General features: G+C 43.3%; 14 protein-coding genes and 1 pseudogene. 6 read left to right on the forward strand and 9 right to left on the reverse strand.

The features are described from left to right. Window positions 1–164: 164 nt before the first annotated feature. Together FTV29_RS13610 and FTV29_RS13615 are read right to left on the reverse strand one after the other, a co-directional pair. Window positions 165–1,328, reverse strand: coding sequence for a zinc-dependent alcohol dehydrogenase (locus tag FTV29_RS13610; RefSeq protein ID WP_180072793.1), 1,164 nt, complete (start codon window positions 1,326–1,328; stop codon window positions 165–167). Window positions 1,329–1,672: 344 nt separating this feature from the next. Beyond that, the gene (locus FTV29_RS13615; RefSeq protein WP_180051067.1) at window positions 1,673–3,604 is read right to left on the reverse strand and encodes an ATP-binding cassette domain-containing protein; all 1,932 of its coding nucleotides are present in this window, start codon (window positions 3,602–3,604) and stop codon (window positions 1,673–1,675) included. Between the two features lie 217 nt (window positions 3,605–3,821). Between FTV29_RS13615 and FTV29_RS13620 the strand changes: the two genes are divergently transcribed. The 4 genes from FTV29_RS13620 (at window position 3,822) to erpA (ending at window position 7,747) form a co-directional block, all read left to right on the forward strand. Continuing rightward, entirely contained in the window at window positions 3,822–4,826 is a 1,005-nt protein-coding gene (locus tag FTV29_RS13620; RefSeq protein ID WP_100329866.1) for a putative solute-binding protein, read from the forward strand. A gap of 253 nt (window positions 4,827–5,079) precedes the next feature. After that, entirely contained in the window at window positions 5,080–6,090 is a 1,011-nt protein-coding gene (locus FTV29_RS13625; RefSeq protein ID WP_159138959.1) for a putative solute-binding protein, read from the forward strand. Window positions 6,091–6,282: 192 nt separating this feature from the next. Further along, complete coding sequence (locus tag FTV29_RS13630; protein ID WP_074384156.1) at window positions 6,283–7,290, forward strand: putative solute-binding protein; 1,008 nt, start codon at window positions 6,283–6,285, stop codon at window positions 7,288–7,290. A gap of 121 nt (window positions 7,291–7,411) precedes the next feature. Beyond that, window positions 7,412–7,747 (forward strand): iron-sulfur cluster insertion protein ErpA, encoded by a 336-nt coding sequence (gene erpA, locus FTV29_RS13635; RefSeq protein ID WP_004281944.1) that lies wholly within the window; start codon window positions 7,412–7,414, stop codon window positions 7,745–7,747. Between the two features lie 55 nt (window positions 7,748–7,802). Here erpA and FTV29_RS13640 read toward each other — a convergent pair whose 3' ends face one another. The 6 genes and pseudogenes from FTV29_RS13640 to FTV29_RS13665 all read right to left on the reverse strand — a co-directional run bounded on the left by FTV29_RS13640 (window position 7,803) and on the right by FTV29_RS13665 (window position 13,694). Next, window positions 7,803–8,180, reverse strand: coding sequence for a hypothetical protein (locus FTV29_RS13640; protein ID WP_167381287.1), 378 nt, complete (start codon window positions 8,178–8,180; stop codon window positions 7,803–7,805). Between the two features lie 105 nt (window positions 8,181–8,285). Beyond that, on the reverse strand, window positions 8,286–9,194 hold the full coding sequence (locus FTV29_RS13645; protein WP_180072791.1) for a matrixin family metalloprotease: 909 nt from the start codon (window positions 9,192–9,194) through the stop codon (window positions 8,286–8,288). Window positions 9,195–9,254: 60 nt separating this feature from the next. Continuing rightward, a pseudogene (locus FTV29_RS13650) lies at window positions 9,255–9,515 on the reverse strand (OXA-134 family carbapenem-hydrolyzing class D beta-lactamase); the annotation flags it as partial. Between the two features lie 170 nt (window positions 9,516–9,685). Then, complete coding sequence (gene dnaK / locus FTV29_RS13655; RefSeq protein ID WP_180072787.1) at window positions 9,686–11,629, reverse strand: molecular chaperone DnaK; 1,944 nt, start codon at window positions 11,627–11,629, stop codon at window positions 9,686–9,688. 155 nt (window positions 11,630–11,784) lie between these two features. Next, window positions 11,785–12,333, reverse strand: a complete 549-nt coding sequence (gene grpE, locus FTV29_RS13660) for a nucleotide exchange factor GrpE (RefSeq protein WP_005173545.1) — start codon at window positions 12,331–12,333, stop codon at window positions 11,785–11,787. An 851-nt stretch (window positions 12,334–13,184) separates the two neighbouring features. Continuing rightward, a complete protein-coding gene (locus tag FTV29_RS13665; RefSeq protein ID WP_180072785.1) occupies window positions 13,185–13,694 on the reverse strand; it encodes a hypothetical protein in 510 nt (169 codons plus the stop codon). Window positions 13,695–13,910: 216 nt separating this feature from the next. Between FTV29_RS13665 and FTV29_RS13670 the strand changes: the two genes are divergently transcribed. After that, entirely contained in the window at window positions 13,911–14,981 is a 1,071-nt protein-coding gene (locus tag FTV29_RS13670; RefSeq protein ID WP_180072783.1) for an alpha/beta hydrolase, read from the forward strand. 71 nt (window positions 14,982–15,052) lie between these two features. Here FTV29_RS13670 and FTV29_RS13675 read toward each other — a convergent pair whose 3' ends face one another. After that, on the reverse strand, window positions 15,053–15,727 hold the full coding sequence (locus tag FTV29_RS13675) for an acetoacetate decarboxylase family protein (protein WP_100355786.1): 675 nt from the start codon (window positions 15,725–15,727) through the stop codon (window positions 15,053–15,055). Between the two features lie 103 nt (window positions 15,728–15,830). On the opposite strand from FTV29_RS13675, the gene FTV29_RS13680 reads away from it, so the two are divergent. Beyond that, window positions 15,831–16,403: a peptidylprolyl isomerase gene (locus tag FTV29_RS13680; RefSeq protein ID WP_180072781.1), complete on the forward strand. Its 573-nt coding sequence runs from the start codon at window positions 15,831–15,833 to the stop codon at window positions 16,401–16,403. The last annotated feature ends 386 nt before the right edge of the window (window positions 16,404–16,789 follow it).

A 16,789-nucleotide genomic window follows, 5' to 3' on the forward strand; every position in this document is an offset into this window, starting at 1 on the left:
TTCTGGCTGAGTGCTAAATCTCATTGTGACAATCATGCTATGCAGGATGTTTAGAAAAAACAGAAAAGGACATCAAAGTTTTGTGGATTGAAAATAGAAAAAATACAATTCATCAAATGCGGTAAAAAAAAGCGCCTGACGGCGCTTTTTGCTATCCAAGCTATTTAGGGTGTCAGGATAATCTTGCGGCAGTCTTCTTCACGTTTATCGAAAATGCGATAACCTTCAGCAGCATCTTCCAGTTTCATGCGATGGGTAATAATCAGGTCTGGCGAAAGATCACCATTTTCAATATGTTCCAGTAATTGTGGCAGGAACTTGTGCACATGGGTTTGTCCCATTTTAAAGGTCAGGCCTTTATCGAAGGCATCACCAAACAGGAAACCGTGAATTGGACCGGCATAAACCCCCGGCACACTGACCACACCGCCACGGCGCACCGCCGCAATACATTGTCTTAGCGCAGAACCACTCGAACCTTCCAGTTTTAGATTGGTCATTACCGTTTCCAGCATACTCCCTTTGGCCTCAAAACCCACCGCATCAATCACCGCATCGACACCACGATAACCTGCCGTATTTTGAATGATGAATTCGGCTGCATCCACGTCATCAAAATTGACCGGAATCACCCCATAAGTTTGATGAGCAAAACGCAAGCGATAAGGATGGTGATCGACCATAAAGATCTGTTCGGCACCAAGCATGCGTGCGCAGGCCGCAGCCAGCAGACCGACCGGCCCAGCTCCATAAATGGCGACACTGGAACCTCGGCCAATCTGGGCATTGGTCACAGCTTGCCAGGCTGTGGGTAAAATATCGGTCAGAAACAATACTTTTTCATCAGGCAGGGAACCGGGAACCTTAAACGGTCCGACATTGCCTTTGGGAATCCGCACATATTCGGCCTGACCGCCTGGTACACCGCCATACAGATGGCTATAACCAAACAGGGCGGCACCTGGTGGAATCTGTTTTTTATTGATAATCGCACCACGTCCGCTATTGGTATTTTCACAGGCAGCCATCAGCTCGTGTTCACAGAAAAAACAGTGGCCACATGCAATCACAAAGGGAATAATCACCCGATCGCCTTTTTTTACTGAAGTGACTTCAGGACCGACTTCTTCGACCACCCCCATAAATTCATGACCGAAAATATCACCCTGTTCGGTTGCGGGAATTTTCCCACGATAAAGATGCAGGTCTGAGCCACAGATAGCAGTAGCCGTTACTCTGAGAATGACATCATCTGCTTCCTGAATGACTGGATCAGGAACAGATTCAACTCGTACATCGCGAGTACCGTGATAAGTAAGAGCACGCATGCGGATTTCCTCTCTCTAGTTCAACATTAAACAGACTCGAATCAAGGCTGCCAAAAATTAAAAAACACTTGTATTAGAGCCTTAGGATGCAAGCTGACGCTGTAAATTAATGTATGAAAAAAGCCACTCCACTGTTTAAAAAATAAACTTATATGGCACTTGCGTAATTCACGACAAAATGTGTCGAGTTTTGAAGAAGAGATGCAGCACTTAAGAATAGCGAGGAACTACACGAAGATGAAAAGCAGGAGGAAAATATTAAAAATGGGTGGTTTTAATAAAAAAAAAAGAGATGAATAACGCTTGTTACTCATCTCTCAGATAATGGGGGTGTTGAAATAGTGTTAGAAGGACTGCTCCAGACTTTCCAGTTCCATCATCAGTTCCAGCATCTGTTCTTCGGCTGTTTCCAGTTTGGCTTTCAGCTCGGTTTGCTCATTCATCAGTTTGAGCAAATCATTTTTACGTGAGGCATCATATAAAGCACTATCTCCGAGCAAGCTTTCAATTTCAGCCAGTCGTGGTTGCAGCTTTGAAATCTGTGTTTCACATTTTTCGATATTTTTACGAATCGGGCGGCTCAGTTCCCGCTGGCGTGCCGCTTCCTTACGCTGTGCTTCTTTGTCCAGTTTGGAAATGGTTGCTTTGACTTCAACCTGAGATTTCACCGGCTCGGCTGGCTTTTGTCCATTTTTGATCATCTCAATGCGGGCTTGGCGTAACCAGTCGGCATAAGCGGTCAGATCACCGTCAAATTCACGGCATTGACCATTATGTACCAGCAGCAATTCATCACAGACACTGGCAATCAGCTGGCGTTCATGCGACACCAGCACCACAGCACCTTCAAAATCCTGCAAGGCCATGGTTAATGCATGACGCATATCCAAGTCTAAATGGTTGGTCGGTTCATCCAGAATCAACACGTTTGGACGCTGCCAGACAATCAATGCCAAAGCCAGACGGGCACGTTCACCGCCCGAGAAACTTTCACTCGGCGTATCCATGCGTTCGCCGCTAAAACCAAAACTGCCCAGGAAAGAACGTAAGCTGGCTTCACTGATTTTTTTATCGGCAATACGTGCCAGCTGTAACATCGGGCTGGCATTGCCATCCAGTGCATCCATTTGGTGTTGGGCAAAGTAGCCAATATTAAGCAGTTCCGAGTCTTTGCGCAGACCCTGAAGCAATTTTAAATCACCGACCAGCGATTTAATTAGGGTAGATTTACCGGCACCATTCATCCCGAGCAAACCAATCCGGCTGCTTGGCGTGATCTGTAAATTGACATTGGTGACAATCAGCTTGTCACCATAACCAATATCGGCATGTTCCAGTTGCAATAAAGGCGAACTCATTTTGGTCGGTTCACGGAAACTGAAGGTAAATGGTGTATCAACATGGGCAGCAGACAGTTCCTGCATACGCTCCAGCTGTTTGATCCGGCTCTGTGCCTGCTTGGCTTTGGTGGCTTGCGCTTTAAAACGGTCAATATATTTTTGCAGATGTGCGCGGGTTTCCAGCTGCTTTTCATAAGCCTGTTGCTGCTGCGCCAGACGTTCACTGCGGGTACGCTCGAAGGTCGAGTAGTTACCGGTATATAAAATCAGTTCCTGATTTTCAATATGTAAAATATGGTCGGTAATCGCATCGAGAAAATCCCGGTCATGCGAAATCAGCACCAGCGTACCTTCATAGGCTTTCAGCCAGTCTTCGAGCCAGAGAATGGCATCCAGGTCTAAATGGTTGGTCGGTTCATCAAGAAGGAGTAAATCGGAACGGCTCATCAGGGTACGCGCCAGATTCAGGCGCATGCGCCAGCCACCGGAAAAACTGGACACATCCAGTTGGGATTGATGTTCAAAAAAGCCCAGACCGGCCATCAGTTGCGAAGCTTTGGCCGGCGCAGAATAACCTGAAATTTCATCAAAACGGCCATATAAATGCGCCAGTTCTGCATCATCTAGCTGATCTGGCTGCTCCAGTTTCTGCTGAATATCCCAGTATTCTTCATCGCCGGACAAGACGAAATCAATGGCTTTCATATTCAGCGCTTTGATTTCCTGTGCCATATGCGCCACGGTCCAAACCGCAGGACGGGTCAACGAACCGGTGTCTGACTCCATGCCACCGAGCAAGGCTGAAAACAGGGTCGATTTCCCGGCACCATTGACACCGGTTAGGCCAATTTTCCATCCTGGGTGTAACTGCATCGACGCTTTTTGAAATAAAACACGTCCACCGCGACGTATAGATAACTGGTCTAACTGAATCATTGAGAAATCAAAGCTAAGAAATAAGATGCGCCTATTCTAAAGGAAAGCCTTGTGAAAATGAAAAATCTTGCGACTTTTACTGAAATGAGCCAGCTTTTAAATACTGTGAATTTATATATTATGGACGCATAAGTTGAGTATAAGCTCTATTTTCAGCATTAACAGTTGTTTATAGTAGAAGCTGATCGAGCAAAAAATACGATAGAGTAAAATAAAAATGAAAAAGGGATTTTTAGTTTTATCTGCACTGGGTCTACTGGCATCGACTTCAAGTCATGCCAAAGTAAATGTCTGTGTTTTTGATTTGCTGGGCAAGTCTGGCGAATCTTTTAAATTACTGGAAGAATGGGCCTTAGCTGCAAAAGCTTGGAATGCTGATGTTCAATTGACTGCCTATCAGGACGAAGCCAAAGTGGATCAGGATGCCAAGGCAGGTAAATGCGATGGCTTCTATATGACCTCCATGCGGGCCCGCGCCTATAACAAATTCGCCGGCTCGATTGATGCGATTGGTGGTGTGCCAAATAATGACATTGCCATGAAAGCCATCAGTTATGTACTGGACAAACGCAACAGCAAGCGCTTGATCACCCAGATTGGCAAAGAAAAATTTGAAGTGGCTGGGATCGGACAGATTGGCCCGGCTTATATTTTTGTTCGTGATCGCGAGCTGAATAAACTGGAACAGGTAAAAGGCAAGAAATTTGCCGTGCTACATTATGACTATGCCCAGAAAATTATGGTCAATCGGATTGAAGCCGTGCCGGTAATGTCGGAAATTTCCAATTTTATCCGTAAATTTAATCAGGGCGAAGTCGATATTGTGGCTGCACCGGCTTATGCCTTTAAACCGCTTGAATTAGAAAAAGGTCTGGGCAATAAAGGCGCCATGATTAATTTTCCAGTAATCAATGTCACTGCCGACCTGATCATCCGGCAGGATAAATTTCCTGACTCTTTCGCAGTACAATCCAGAGACTGGTTTGTGAAACAGTTGCCGCGCAGTTTTGCCATGGTGAAACGTATGGAAGCGGAAATTCCCAATAAATATAAGCTGAACTTAAGCCGTGAAGATCGCATTGCCTATCAGAAGATTCTGCGCGAAGGCCGCATCGATTTAACCCGGCAGGGGATTTATGATCCCGGCATGATGACGGTATTGAAGCGTGCCCGCTGTACCGTCGAAAGAACCAATTTTGAGTGTTCAATTAGTGGCGAATAAAATTCAAATGATGTATATCTTTGTAACTCTCACGGATTAAATGTAATGATACGAAACTTCTATTAAATATTAAGAAATTGATATTTAAAAATATTTTATAAAATAATATTTAGAACATACGCTGATTTATCTTTATAGGCCAAAACACGGGTTTTAAATGGAGTAAATGCTCTATTTTTTTTAATTAAACTTGCTTAATATTTGTTCCGTGTAAGGACACTCAGCGAATAACAAGATTCCAAAGGATAATACAATGAAAAAAGCACTCTTATCATTGGCTGCACTTTCTACATTTGGTTTTGCCAATGCAGTGCATGCAGAAAAAGTCGATATCTGCGTGTTTGACTTACTGGGTAAATCGGGTGAGTCTTTCCAGATGGCGCAAGAATGGGCACTGGCTGCAAAAGGCTGGGGCGCAGAAATCAATCTGATTGCCCGCCAGGATGAAGCTGTTGCCGACAATGATTTTAAAGCCGGAAAATGTGATGGCGTATTTATGACTGCCATGCGCGCCCGTCAATACAATAAATTTGCCGGTTCTATCGATGCACTGGGCGGTGCACCGAGCAATGCAATTGCACAGCGAGCCATTAGTTTTGCGCTGGACAAACGCAATGCCAGCAAAATGGTGACTAATCTGGGTGGTAAAAAATACGAAATTGCCGGGATTGCACCACTTGGTTCGGCGTTCATCTTTGTCCGTGACAAAAATATTAACTCGATCGAAAAAGCCGCAGGTAAAAAATTCGCGGTATTGGGCTATGACGATGCCCAGAAAATTATGGTGCAGCGTGTCGGTGCCCAGGCCGTGATTTCCGATGTATCCAATTTTGTGGCCAAATTTAACAATGGTCAGGTGGATATGGTGGGGGCACCAGCCTATGCTTATAAACCGCTAGAGATTTATAAAGGCCTTAGCAATAACGGCGCGATGTTTAATTTCCCGGTGCTGCATGTGACGTCCGATTTTGTCATTCGCCCGGAAAAATTCCCGGCAGGTTTTGGGCAAAAATCGCGTGACTGGTTTATCAAAAACCTGCCAAAAAGTATGGCCATGATCGGCCGTCTGGAAGCCGGAATTCCGTCGAAATATAAAATGAATCTGAGCGCTGAAGATAGAACCAAGTATCAGAAAATGTTACGTGATGGCCGTATGGACATGACCAAACGCGGAATCTATGATGCTGGCATGATGTCAGTGTTAAAACGCGCACGCTGTTCTGTCGACAAAGCCAATTTTGAGTGTTCACTTTCGGGTGAGTAATTTGATTTTTAAAGAAAAAGCTTAGCTGAGTCTAAGCTTTTTTTGTGGTTGAACTGAGGCAGATCAGCCATTGTACAGCTGATTAAATAGCTTAAGCTTGATCTAAAGATTGATTTCTTATGGTTGATATAAAAACAATTAGATGCGGCTGAAATCGCAATAACAAAAACAAGGTATAAGGACATTAGGATGATGCAAAGAAGATGGAAAATACTGGCATTGGCCGCAGCGACATTTACTGTTTCAGGTCTGGTACAGGCCAAACAGGTGATGTGCGTATTTGATCTGGTGGGCAAAAATGGCGATGTGTATAGCGTCATGAAAGATTATCAGCTGGCAGCGAAAAACTGGGGCGCTGATATCGAGCTTAGAGTGAATACCAATGAAGCCGTGGTTGCAGAAGATTTTAAGGCTGGAAAATGTGACGGGATTAGTGTCACTGGAATGCGCGGACGTCAGTTTAACAGCTTTACCGGCTCACTCGATGCTATCGGGGCGATTCCAGATCTGAATCTGGCCGTTAAAGTGATGCAGGGTCTGGCGAGTCCGACTTTTGCCAAACATATGCTCAATGGCAAATATGAAGTGGTGGGGGTGATTCCTGTCGGTGATGCTTTTCTGTTGGTCAATGACCGTAGTATTAATACCGTGGCCAAAGCCGCAGGTAAAAAAATTGCGGTACTCGACTATGATGAAGCACAAAAAATCATGGTGCAGCAGGTTGGTGCTCAAGCCGTCAGTGCCGATGTCACCAACTTTGGCGCCAAGTTTAACAATGGTCAGGTTGATATCATTGGCGCACCCGCTGCGGTATTTAAGCCGCTAGAATTACACAAAGGCTTAGGTACAAAAGGTGCGATTGTGAATTATCCGGTGTTGCAAGTGACCGGTAATATCATTATCCGTCCCGATAAATTCCCGGCGGGTTATGGTCAAAAATCACGTGAATGGGTGAGAAGCCAGTTGCCGCGCGCTTTTGGTATTCTGGGCAAAATGAAAGCCGATATTCCTGCAAAATACTGGATGGATATTCCGGCTGCAGATAAACCGGGCTATCAGAAAATGATGCGCGATTCCAGAATCGACCTGACCAAACGCGGCGTATATGACAAACGCATGATGAAACTGCTGTGGCAATTCCGTTGTAAGCAGAACCCGCAAAACTTCGAATGTGCCTTACAGGATGAGAACTACAAATAATCCTGATAAAATTACTCTGATTTGACTTTTAATCTGTAGAGACTGACCATATATTGAGTGTGTTATACTTCGATATGGTCTTTTCTTTTTAAAGACATTCCATTCAACAGAGGAATCCGCCATGAATGCCCAAGCGCTTGTGCTCACCGACAATGCCGCAAATAAAGTACGCCAGTTGCGTGACAGTGAAGGTAACCAAGACTTAATGCTCCGTGTGTATGTTACCGGTGGCGGCTGTTCAGGTTTCTCTTATGGCTTTAACTTTGCCGAAAGTCAGAATGAAGATGATGCAGAATTTGCCAACGGCGATGTGAAAGTACTGGTCGATTCACTCAGCTATCAATATCTGGTCGGTTCCGTTGTAGATTATTTGGAAGGTCTGGAAGGTTCACGCTTTGTGGTGCAAAACCCGAATGCGACCACCACTTGTGGTTGTGGATCTTCATTCTCGATCTAAACACGCACAATAAAAAAGTCCTCTTGATGAGGACTTTTTTATATCTGAAGAAAACTTAATTTTCCAGTTTTACCGCTTCCAAGAGGTCAAAAATTACTGATGTGACATCCTGACTCAGCTCACGATTATTAAAAATCTCATAAGCGCTAATGGTAATATCGGTATCACTTGGCAACAAGCGCTGCTCTTCTTCGATCAGGTCATTGATCGGCAAGAGGGTCTGTTTGATTTCCAGATGTAAAATATCTTTATATTCCAGATTCTCATCGTCCAGTTCAATCAGCTGTTCATTGAAATAAGGCAATAAAATCGCATGAAGATGTGGCTGAATATCCTCAATATCAAAGATCTCGATATCACGCGTTTCATCAATCGTACTAATGTGGTCATTTACTTCAATTAAAATATGGTAGTAACTCACATGAATCTCCAAAGATGGCCTGAACAATGTAGCCGTTCACAATAACATGAAATCCGAATAGAGTGTTTTTTATAACACTTATACACTTAAATTAATTAAGGAATTCAGGCTGATCACTTAACGGTGATACAGCAAAGTCTTGTCGGCAGGTCGCAACTGAAAGTGTTGTAAATTCTGTTTTCCCAGTACCGGATACATCAGCGCCTCTGGATCATCATGATGATACAGGCCCAAAGCATGCCCCAGTTCATGAGCCAGTGTCAGACGCAGATCATCTTCTGCATCAAACTGATATACATGAATCTGATGACCCATAAATACCCCTTTATGAAATTCACGGGCAGGAAAACGTTGCTGGGCCTGAATGATATTCTGTTGATGATTTTCAAGACTATGTTGATGCAGCGAAACATTCAGGTTAAAAGAACTTTGCTGTCGCTGAAGATACTCGGCTTCCCGTTTAAAATTTTCCGATTTGTGCTGTAAAGCCTGAAACTCATATTCTAATTGTTCGTGCTCATAGGCAGATAAATTTGGCTGATGCCGTCGTTGCTGTAGCTTCTGAAATTCATAATTAATCTGATCTCTTTGCTGGATCAAGCGTTGTTGTTGACTTTCCAGATGTTGATAAGATGCTTCCAGATTTTTGACCTGACGTTGATACTGGGCATCATCTGCCAGCAACTGTTTTTCGACTTTCTTTAAGGCATTATATTCCTGTTGCCGTTGATCATAGATCAGATGAATACTCAGCTGGGCATTTTCATCATAGAGCAGCAGATCATCGCGATGGGTGCCCTGATGCCAGATCTCAACGGCTTCTTTGCTCAGTTGAATCACTTGCTCTTTACTCAGCCCAAAGCCTGCATCAACCTGATCGACCTTAAAGCGTAAACGTGTGTCAAAAGGATGACTGAGCCGGTCTGCCAGCGAGTTGTAGCGCAGTTGTGGATGAGCTTTGGTCTGCATATGCATAGAGGCAGACAGGATTAACCCAACGATGACCAAACAGAGTAGAAGGCGCATATTGCTATTGAAATGCTTGTTTTTAAAGAATATAGCTTAATTTTAAGGCATTTCCCATGCTTATTTGCCTTCCTGATCAGCTTTTGGATAAAGTCCTAATTCGGCCAAGGCCTGCTGTAAAATGTCCAGGCGAATCGCCGGATCCATATGACTGTGCATCTGCATATTCAGGGAAAAGGCCACGATGTCAGCCTGTGGTGTTTCGATCCAGCCCGTGCGCCAGCCAACTTGCGCTTCCAGCTCCATATCCCGGCCGGATTTGGCATACAGTCGACAAGCGTGGTGTTCCTGTAGCAATAACATGGCTTTAACCCATTGCTGAAAGGCCGCAAAATCAGAATTTTCAGGGTTGATGGTCGTTTCATGTTGGATTTAACTTAAACAGCTTTACTTGAACATACGATCCATTTTTAGTCATTTTACCTTCATGCTTTAAAATTTGGACATAAAAAAACCGCGCTATTGCGCGGTTTTTCAGTTAAAGCGACAAATTATTTTTTGTCATCTTTTACTTCAGTGAACTCAGCATCTACAACGCCGTCGTCCGCTTTTTGCTGTTGTTGACCAGCGTCACCACCGAATACGTTCGGATCAAAACCTTGCGCACCGCCTTGGCCTTGAGCTGCTTCATAGGCACGCTGAGTGATCGGCATGATGATGTTTTGCAACGCTTCAGTTTTCGCTTTGATTTCTTCAACATCATTTTCTTTAGTTGATGCTTCAAGCTCAGAAACCGCAGTTTCAATTGCAGTTTTTTCGTCTGCAGTCACTTGCTCGCCCAAATCTTTCACTGCTTTTTGAGCAGAAGAAACCAGTGCATCCGCTTCGTTACGTGCTTTCGCTAATTCTTCGAATTTGCGATCTTCTTCAGCATTCGCTTCAGCATCACGGATCATTGCTTCGATTTCAGCATCAGACAAACCTGAGTTTGCTTTAATCTGGATCGATTGCTCTTTACCCGTGCTCTTGTCTTTTGCAGATACTTTCAAGATACCATCAGCGTTGATATCGAAAGACACTTCAATTTGTGGCACACCACGTGGCGCAGGTGGGATATCGCCCAATTGGAAGTTACCCAACAATTTGTTTTGCTGTGCCATTTTACGTTCACCCTGGAACACAGAAATGTCTACAGCAGGCTGGTTGTCAGCAGCAGTCGAGAACACTTGAGATTTCTTCGCAGGAATCGTGGTGTTTTTCTCGATGATTGCTGTTAACACGCCACCCATGGTTTCGATACCAAGTGTCAGCGGAGTTACGTCAAGAAGAAGTACGTCAGTTTTGTCACCTGAAAGTACCGCACCTTGAATCGCAGCACCCATTGCGACTGCTTCATCAGGGTTCACGTCTTTACGTGGCTCTTTACCGAAGAATTCTTGAACCTTCTGTTGAACCATTGGCATACGTGATTGACCACCCACCAAAATCACGTCGGAGATGTCTGAAGTCGAAAGACCAGCATCTTTAAGTGCAATCTTACATGGCTCAATGGTACGCGCAACCAAGTCAGCAACCAAACCTTCAAGTTTCGCACGTGTTACGTTGATCACCAAGTGTTTAGGACCAGTCGCATCAGCAGTGATGTATGGCAGGTTGATTTCAGTTGCATTCGAAGAAGAAAGCTCGATCTTCGCTTTTTCAGCAGCTTCTTTTAGACGTTGTAGCGCAAGCGGATCTTGTTTCAAGTTGAAGTTTTGTTCTTTCTTGAACTCTTCAACCAGGAATTCGATCAATGCGTTATCGAAGTCTTCACCACCCAGGAATGTATCACCGTTAGTAGACAACACTTCGATTTGCTGGTCGCCATCAAGATCCGCAATTTCAATGATTGAAACGTCGAATGTACCACCACCCAAGTCATAAACCGCGATTTTACGGTCGCCTTCTTTCTTGTCCATACCGAACGCAAGTGCAGCAGCAGTTGGTTCGTTGATGATACGTTTCACTTCTAAACCTGCAATTTTACCTGCATCTTTAGTGGCTTGACGCTGGGCATCGTTGAAGTAAGCAGGAACGGTAATGACCGCTTCAGTTACTGTTTCACCCAGGTAATCTTCCGCTGTTTTCTTCATCTTTTTCAAGATTTCAGCAGAGATTTGCTGTGGCGCAAGTTTCTTGTCGTTGACATCAACCCAAGCATCACCGTTGTCAGCTTTGATGATTTTGTACGGTACCAGACCGATATCTTTTTGTACCGCTTGGTCTTCATAACGACGACCGATCAAACGTTTGATCGCGAACAAGGTATTTTTAGGATTCGTTACCGCTTGACGCTTTGCCGATTGACCTACCAGAATTTCGCCATCTTTATAGGCAATAATTGATGGCGTTGTACGCGCGCCTTCAGCGTTTTCGATTACTTTAACTTTGTCGCCTTCAAGTACTGCAACACATGAGTTTGTAGTACCTAAGTCAATACCAATGATTTTAGCCATTTGGATGTTTCCTCAAAAATTTTTTTATTCCCAAACTTTTCCCTTTATCAAAGGGAAATTAAAAGGGATTTACTTGTTATCCGATATGAGAGCCGTTCGATTTTTTTCAAGTAAAATTGTTGAAAAAATTTCACAAACTCCCGAATTTATTTGGCTTAAGCGCCAACCATGACCATCGCCGGACGCAACAGGCGATTATTCAGCGTGTAGCCTTTTTGCAAAACAGTGCCAATTTCATTGGCTTTGGCATTTGGATCAATCCCAACTGCCTGATGCAGATCAGCATTAAAGCCGTTACTGGTGTCTACCACCACGACTCCAAATTTCTCTAAGGTATTCAATAAAGATTTAAGTGTCAGTTCAACGCCTTCCAGCAGTGGAGTTTTCTCTTCACCTGCGGCAACAATGGCGCGCTCGAGATTGTCGACGGTTTCTAAAAGTTCTTTAGAGAACTTTTCTAAAACGGTATCTTTATGCTTTTCAGATTCACGCTGAATACGTTCCACACTTTTTTGTGCTTCGTAGACTGCATTGGCCGTACGTGCTTTTTCTAACTTTAAGTCACCTTCAAGCTGCGCAATCTGCTCTTGTAAAGACTCAACGGAAACTTCAGCCTGCTCGGTTTCAGCTTGAGTTTGCGCTGTATCTTGTTCCGCTTGCTCTTGCTCAAATTTTTGAGCTTGCTCGTTTTGCTCAGTCGCCATTGATTTACTCCGTTTAAATGGGTTCTTAAACATGTACAGTCCTCAGGCCTCAGTATTCACTGCGTTAATGCTGAACTGCCATGGTTGAAGTTCTTGATTACCTAAAGAAATCGGGGCAGGGCGTAAAAATTCAAGCGTCAGTCAAGATTAAATTTAAGATTTATACAAAATTCTGAATAAAACAGCGAGCAGATGGCAGGCTTTTACCGCGATATAGGCGGAGATAAATTGAAGTAAATGATCAAGGAGTCATCTGATCATTGTTGTATACGTCGCTGAATAGACAGTCTGAGCTTTAAAATAAAACATGAATTATTTGAAAATAAATATAAAAAATTGATAATCGTATTTTTAAATAAATTTAATAATTTTAATCTGTTTTAAATATTAGTAAAAAAATTGCATGATACTGACATAGACAGCGACCTTGTTCAGAGGAGAGAGCCGAACTCGGTTGCTGTTGCCTTATTTCAAGTTACTTTTTTCAAGCTGAGTTCCCCAAGACTTGGCTTTTTTTTGCCTGATTATTTATTAGACATAAAAGCGATTAATATCTAAGCAATAAAGTATTTCTCAATAGATGAACTTTTGATTAATATTTATTCCAGATTCTATCGCTGTAGTTTCTTCTTATTTTGAAATGTGTTTTCGTGGCTTATCTTTTTCTCTAAGATAGGCCTTTTTTTTGCTAAAATTGAGCATTCTTGATCTGATCAAGATAAAAATGATTGCTTGGCGGCTTAGTCCGACCTTCATGCAAAAATACTGCTTTTATTCAATCAGCTTGAGATAAAATTTTCCATTAAAAAAGCCTGCTACAGGCTTTTTTAACAAAGAGTGAAATCAAAGTATTAATCACGGCGATCGCGTGGGCGCTGTTGTTGCTGTTGACGTCGATTATCGCTCCAGCGTGGGTTAGATGAACGGTTTTGCTGGGCTTTTCTGGCACGTTGATCGGTGATCCGTTTAGGATCCTGCTCCAGGCGGCGTTTATTACGTTCTGTTTCAGCCTGTTTTTGCCGTTGGCTCATCATGTTTTTACGCTGCTGTTCCTGGCGTTGTCGTTCCAGCTGGCTTTTACGTCGGTCCTGTTCTAACTGTCTTTTACGGTTCTGTTCCCAGTTACGACGCTGCACTTCCTGTTTACGTCGATCCAGTTCAATACGTTTACGTTGCTGTTCATATTCCCAGCGTTGCCGATCATAACGACGCTGTTGCTCATAACGACGATCCTGTTCATAGCGGCGATCAGAACGCTGATCATAACGGCCATCGTAGTAGCCACCATCTTCAGGGAAAGCAACACAGCCTACAGCCAAAAATGCAGTCGCCAGAGACAGAGCTATAATTTTGCCAGCCATAGGCATTCTCCCAACTTGAAATAAAAAATATACTGAAGCTCGCAAAACTACGTCAAAAATACCATTTAAACGGTCAATGACATCTTTTATAAATCAGGTTAACGTATTGGATAAAACTATATGTACTTAGATATTAAGACTTATATAAGAATATGGTCACTGAAACGCTAATCGTGTAGAAACTATGAAGAATTAAGAGAATAAGGACTAAAAATAATGACTGTGAATCATCCAGTACTGAAAAGTGTCATGGAGAAAGGGCAAGGCACAGCAGCGCGTATGCTGGATCGCTTACCTGGTATTGCACAAGACGCATTGGTTAAGGCTTTGGACTATCCTCATCACTATCCTGATTTAGACCCCATGGTCAAATGCCTGATGGCGATTCAGCTTAAACAGGGGCATGGCAGCTTTCTGAGTGAAGATGTCGCACAGGCACGGGTGGCGTTTGATGCGCGCATGAAAACAATTCAGGCCAGACCGACTGCTGTGAAAATGGTAGAAGAGCTGCGTCTGCCTTTGCAAAGTGGCAGCATCTTTGCCCGGCATTATCATCCAGCTCCACAAAAGAAGTTGCCGATGGTGATTTTTTATCATGGCGGTGCATTTATGGTGGGCGGTCTGGACAGCCATGATGAATTCTGTCGCTTGCTGGCAGTACATGCCAAAGTACAGGTGTTAAGCGTGGCTTATCCGCTGACGCCAGAATTTAGCCCCTTGCAGATGGTACAGGTTTGTGAAGATGCCCTGGCCTGGGCACATCAGCATAGTAAACAGCTGAAAGTGTATAAAAACCGGATTGCGGTGGCGGGAGACAGTGCAGGTGGAAATCTGGCAGCAGTGGTGGCGCAGCGCAGTGTAGGTAAATCTTATGCCGCACGAGCGCAGCTTTTGCTTTATCCGGCGGTCGACTTTAAAAGTCGCCATCCATCTTTTTATGCCTATAAAGATGGACTGGTACTTTCAGAGCAGGATATTGATCTGGTGACCTTCATGTATGCCCAGACCCATCAGATTGAATTAGATGATCCACTGATTTCACCGACCTATGGTGAATTGCAAAACTTGCCGCCGAGCTATGTGATTACCGCACGTCATGATGTCCTGCATGATGAAGGTTCAATCTATGCGCATAAACTACGTCAGAATGGTGTGAGTGTTCATTATCATGAATATACCGACCAGGCACATGGTTTTATCAACCTGACGCCGATCTCCCGCCGTGCCAAAAAATATGTGATTGAGATCAGCAAAAATTTCCGCAAATTCTGGGACAAAAATAGTTAAATCCAAGGCGTGAATGCAAAAAGGTGTTTCTCATGAAACACCTTTTTTTATAGATAGGTTTTTATCAATTCTTATACTTTGCTGCTGATCTGCGCTTCAGGAAAGATCAGATTGAATTTGGGAACATAAAAGCTTTGCAGCAATTTGGCTTTGGAAAAGTCTGGAAATATATTGTCGATATCTTGCCATTCTACTTGCGAGAGTTTGGAGAGATGACCACGGAACTGTGGACTAAACTGAAAACGCTGACCTTTCCAGGCTTGCTGAATCTTCAGCATAGATGCTGGAATATGATGACTATTAATGTAGAACTGGCGTGCAGATTTGGTTTTCTTCAGCCGAATTGTCATATGCTGGTTTTGATGCTGAATCTGACACAGCACTTCCTGATCCTTTTCCTGCCATTCAAATTGCGCATGTTCTTTGGGAATGCCCCATAAATGCTGACCGTGTACCACAGACTCATGGGTAGACACATAAATTTTAGGAATCGAGCTGAGGTGCCGTTTACTAATTAAAGGATGATCCAGAATCAGTAACTCATCATAAGGGCCAATCGGCGAAGAATGATAACGCACCAATAAGACTTGGACCATCCGCCCCAGCGGAGATGGTGCGATCCGGAACTGTTTCGCTTGCTCAATAAAGCTGGGGGTCAGCCAATAATTCAGAATAAAACCTTCACCCTGCAAACGCCAAGGTGGAAACTGGTGGATATTTTGCTCCTGTAATAATGCATGCTTCATTCTTATTCTCTTGTCTTTAGTCGGCAGATCACTGCATTATGAGTTATAAAAGATTAATATATAGTCATTCACAACCATTACTTCTAAGTAGATGAGTTAATAAATGTTAAAGAAATCATTATGTGTGATCGCACTTGCTGCGCTCAGTCTACCAAGCTTTGCTGCAAATACGATTATTGAGATGAAGACTTCATCAGGAAATATTGAAATTGAACTCTTCAATGACAAAGCGCCAATCTCGGCAAAGAACTTTGAAAGCTATGTAAAGAGTAACTTCTATAAGGACACGATCTTTCACCGCGTCATTCCAGGCTTTATGGTGCAGGGCGGTGGCTTTGATGTGAACATGCAGGAAAAAGCCAATACCAAAGCACCCATTAAAAACGAATCATCGAATGGTCTGCAAAATAAACGCGGTACTTTAGCCATGGCGCGTACCAATCAGCCGGATTCTGCCCGAGCACAATTCTTTGTGAACCTGGTTGATAATGATTTCCTGGATCGTTCTGCCAGAAATGCCGGCTATGCGGTCTTTGGTAAGGTCACTAAAGGTATGGATATCGTCGATCAGATTGCTAAAGTACCGACCCGAAACTATGGAATACATCAAAATGTGCCGGTGAACCCTGTAAAAATCACCAGTGTGACGATTAAAGCACCAGTCGTGAAAAACTAGGTACAGAATAAAACAGAAATATTTAATTTATATTTCTGTTTTAAAAATATGTACTTATGTAATGAATTGTATGGAATTGAATCAATTTGGTGCATAAAAATAAAACACTCGTGATTCCTGTGCGTTAAAAGCGCTTGCACGTGTAAGAAATTGCCCTATAATGAGCACATACCGACGAGATAGACGGAAACGAACGAAGCAGATTGCTGAGTTGTTAAGTATATCGAAGTCCAGCTTCTGGCACTGACGAGGTGTTAGAAAGATCATTAAGAGATTATGAAGAACAACTTGTGTGGATTTTTACTGGTTGATCGATCGAAATTATTTTCATTGATTGATGGTAGAAATGACTCGAAGTTTATTTGAGAAATATTTGTCAGAAAATT

The sequence above is a fragment of the Acinetobacter sp. YH12254 genome, from assembly GCF_013417415.1.
Classification (GTDB): domain Bacteria; phylum Pseudomonadota; class Gammaproteobacteria; order Pseudomonadales; family Moraxellaceae; genus Acinetobacter; species Acinetobacter pseudolwoffii.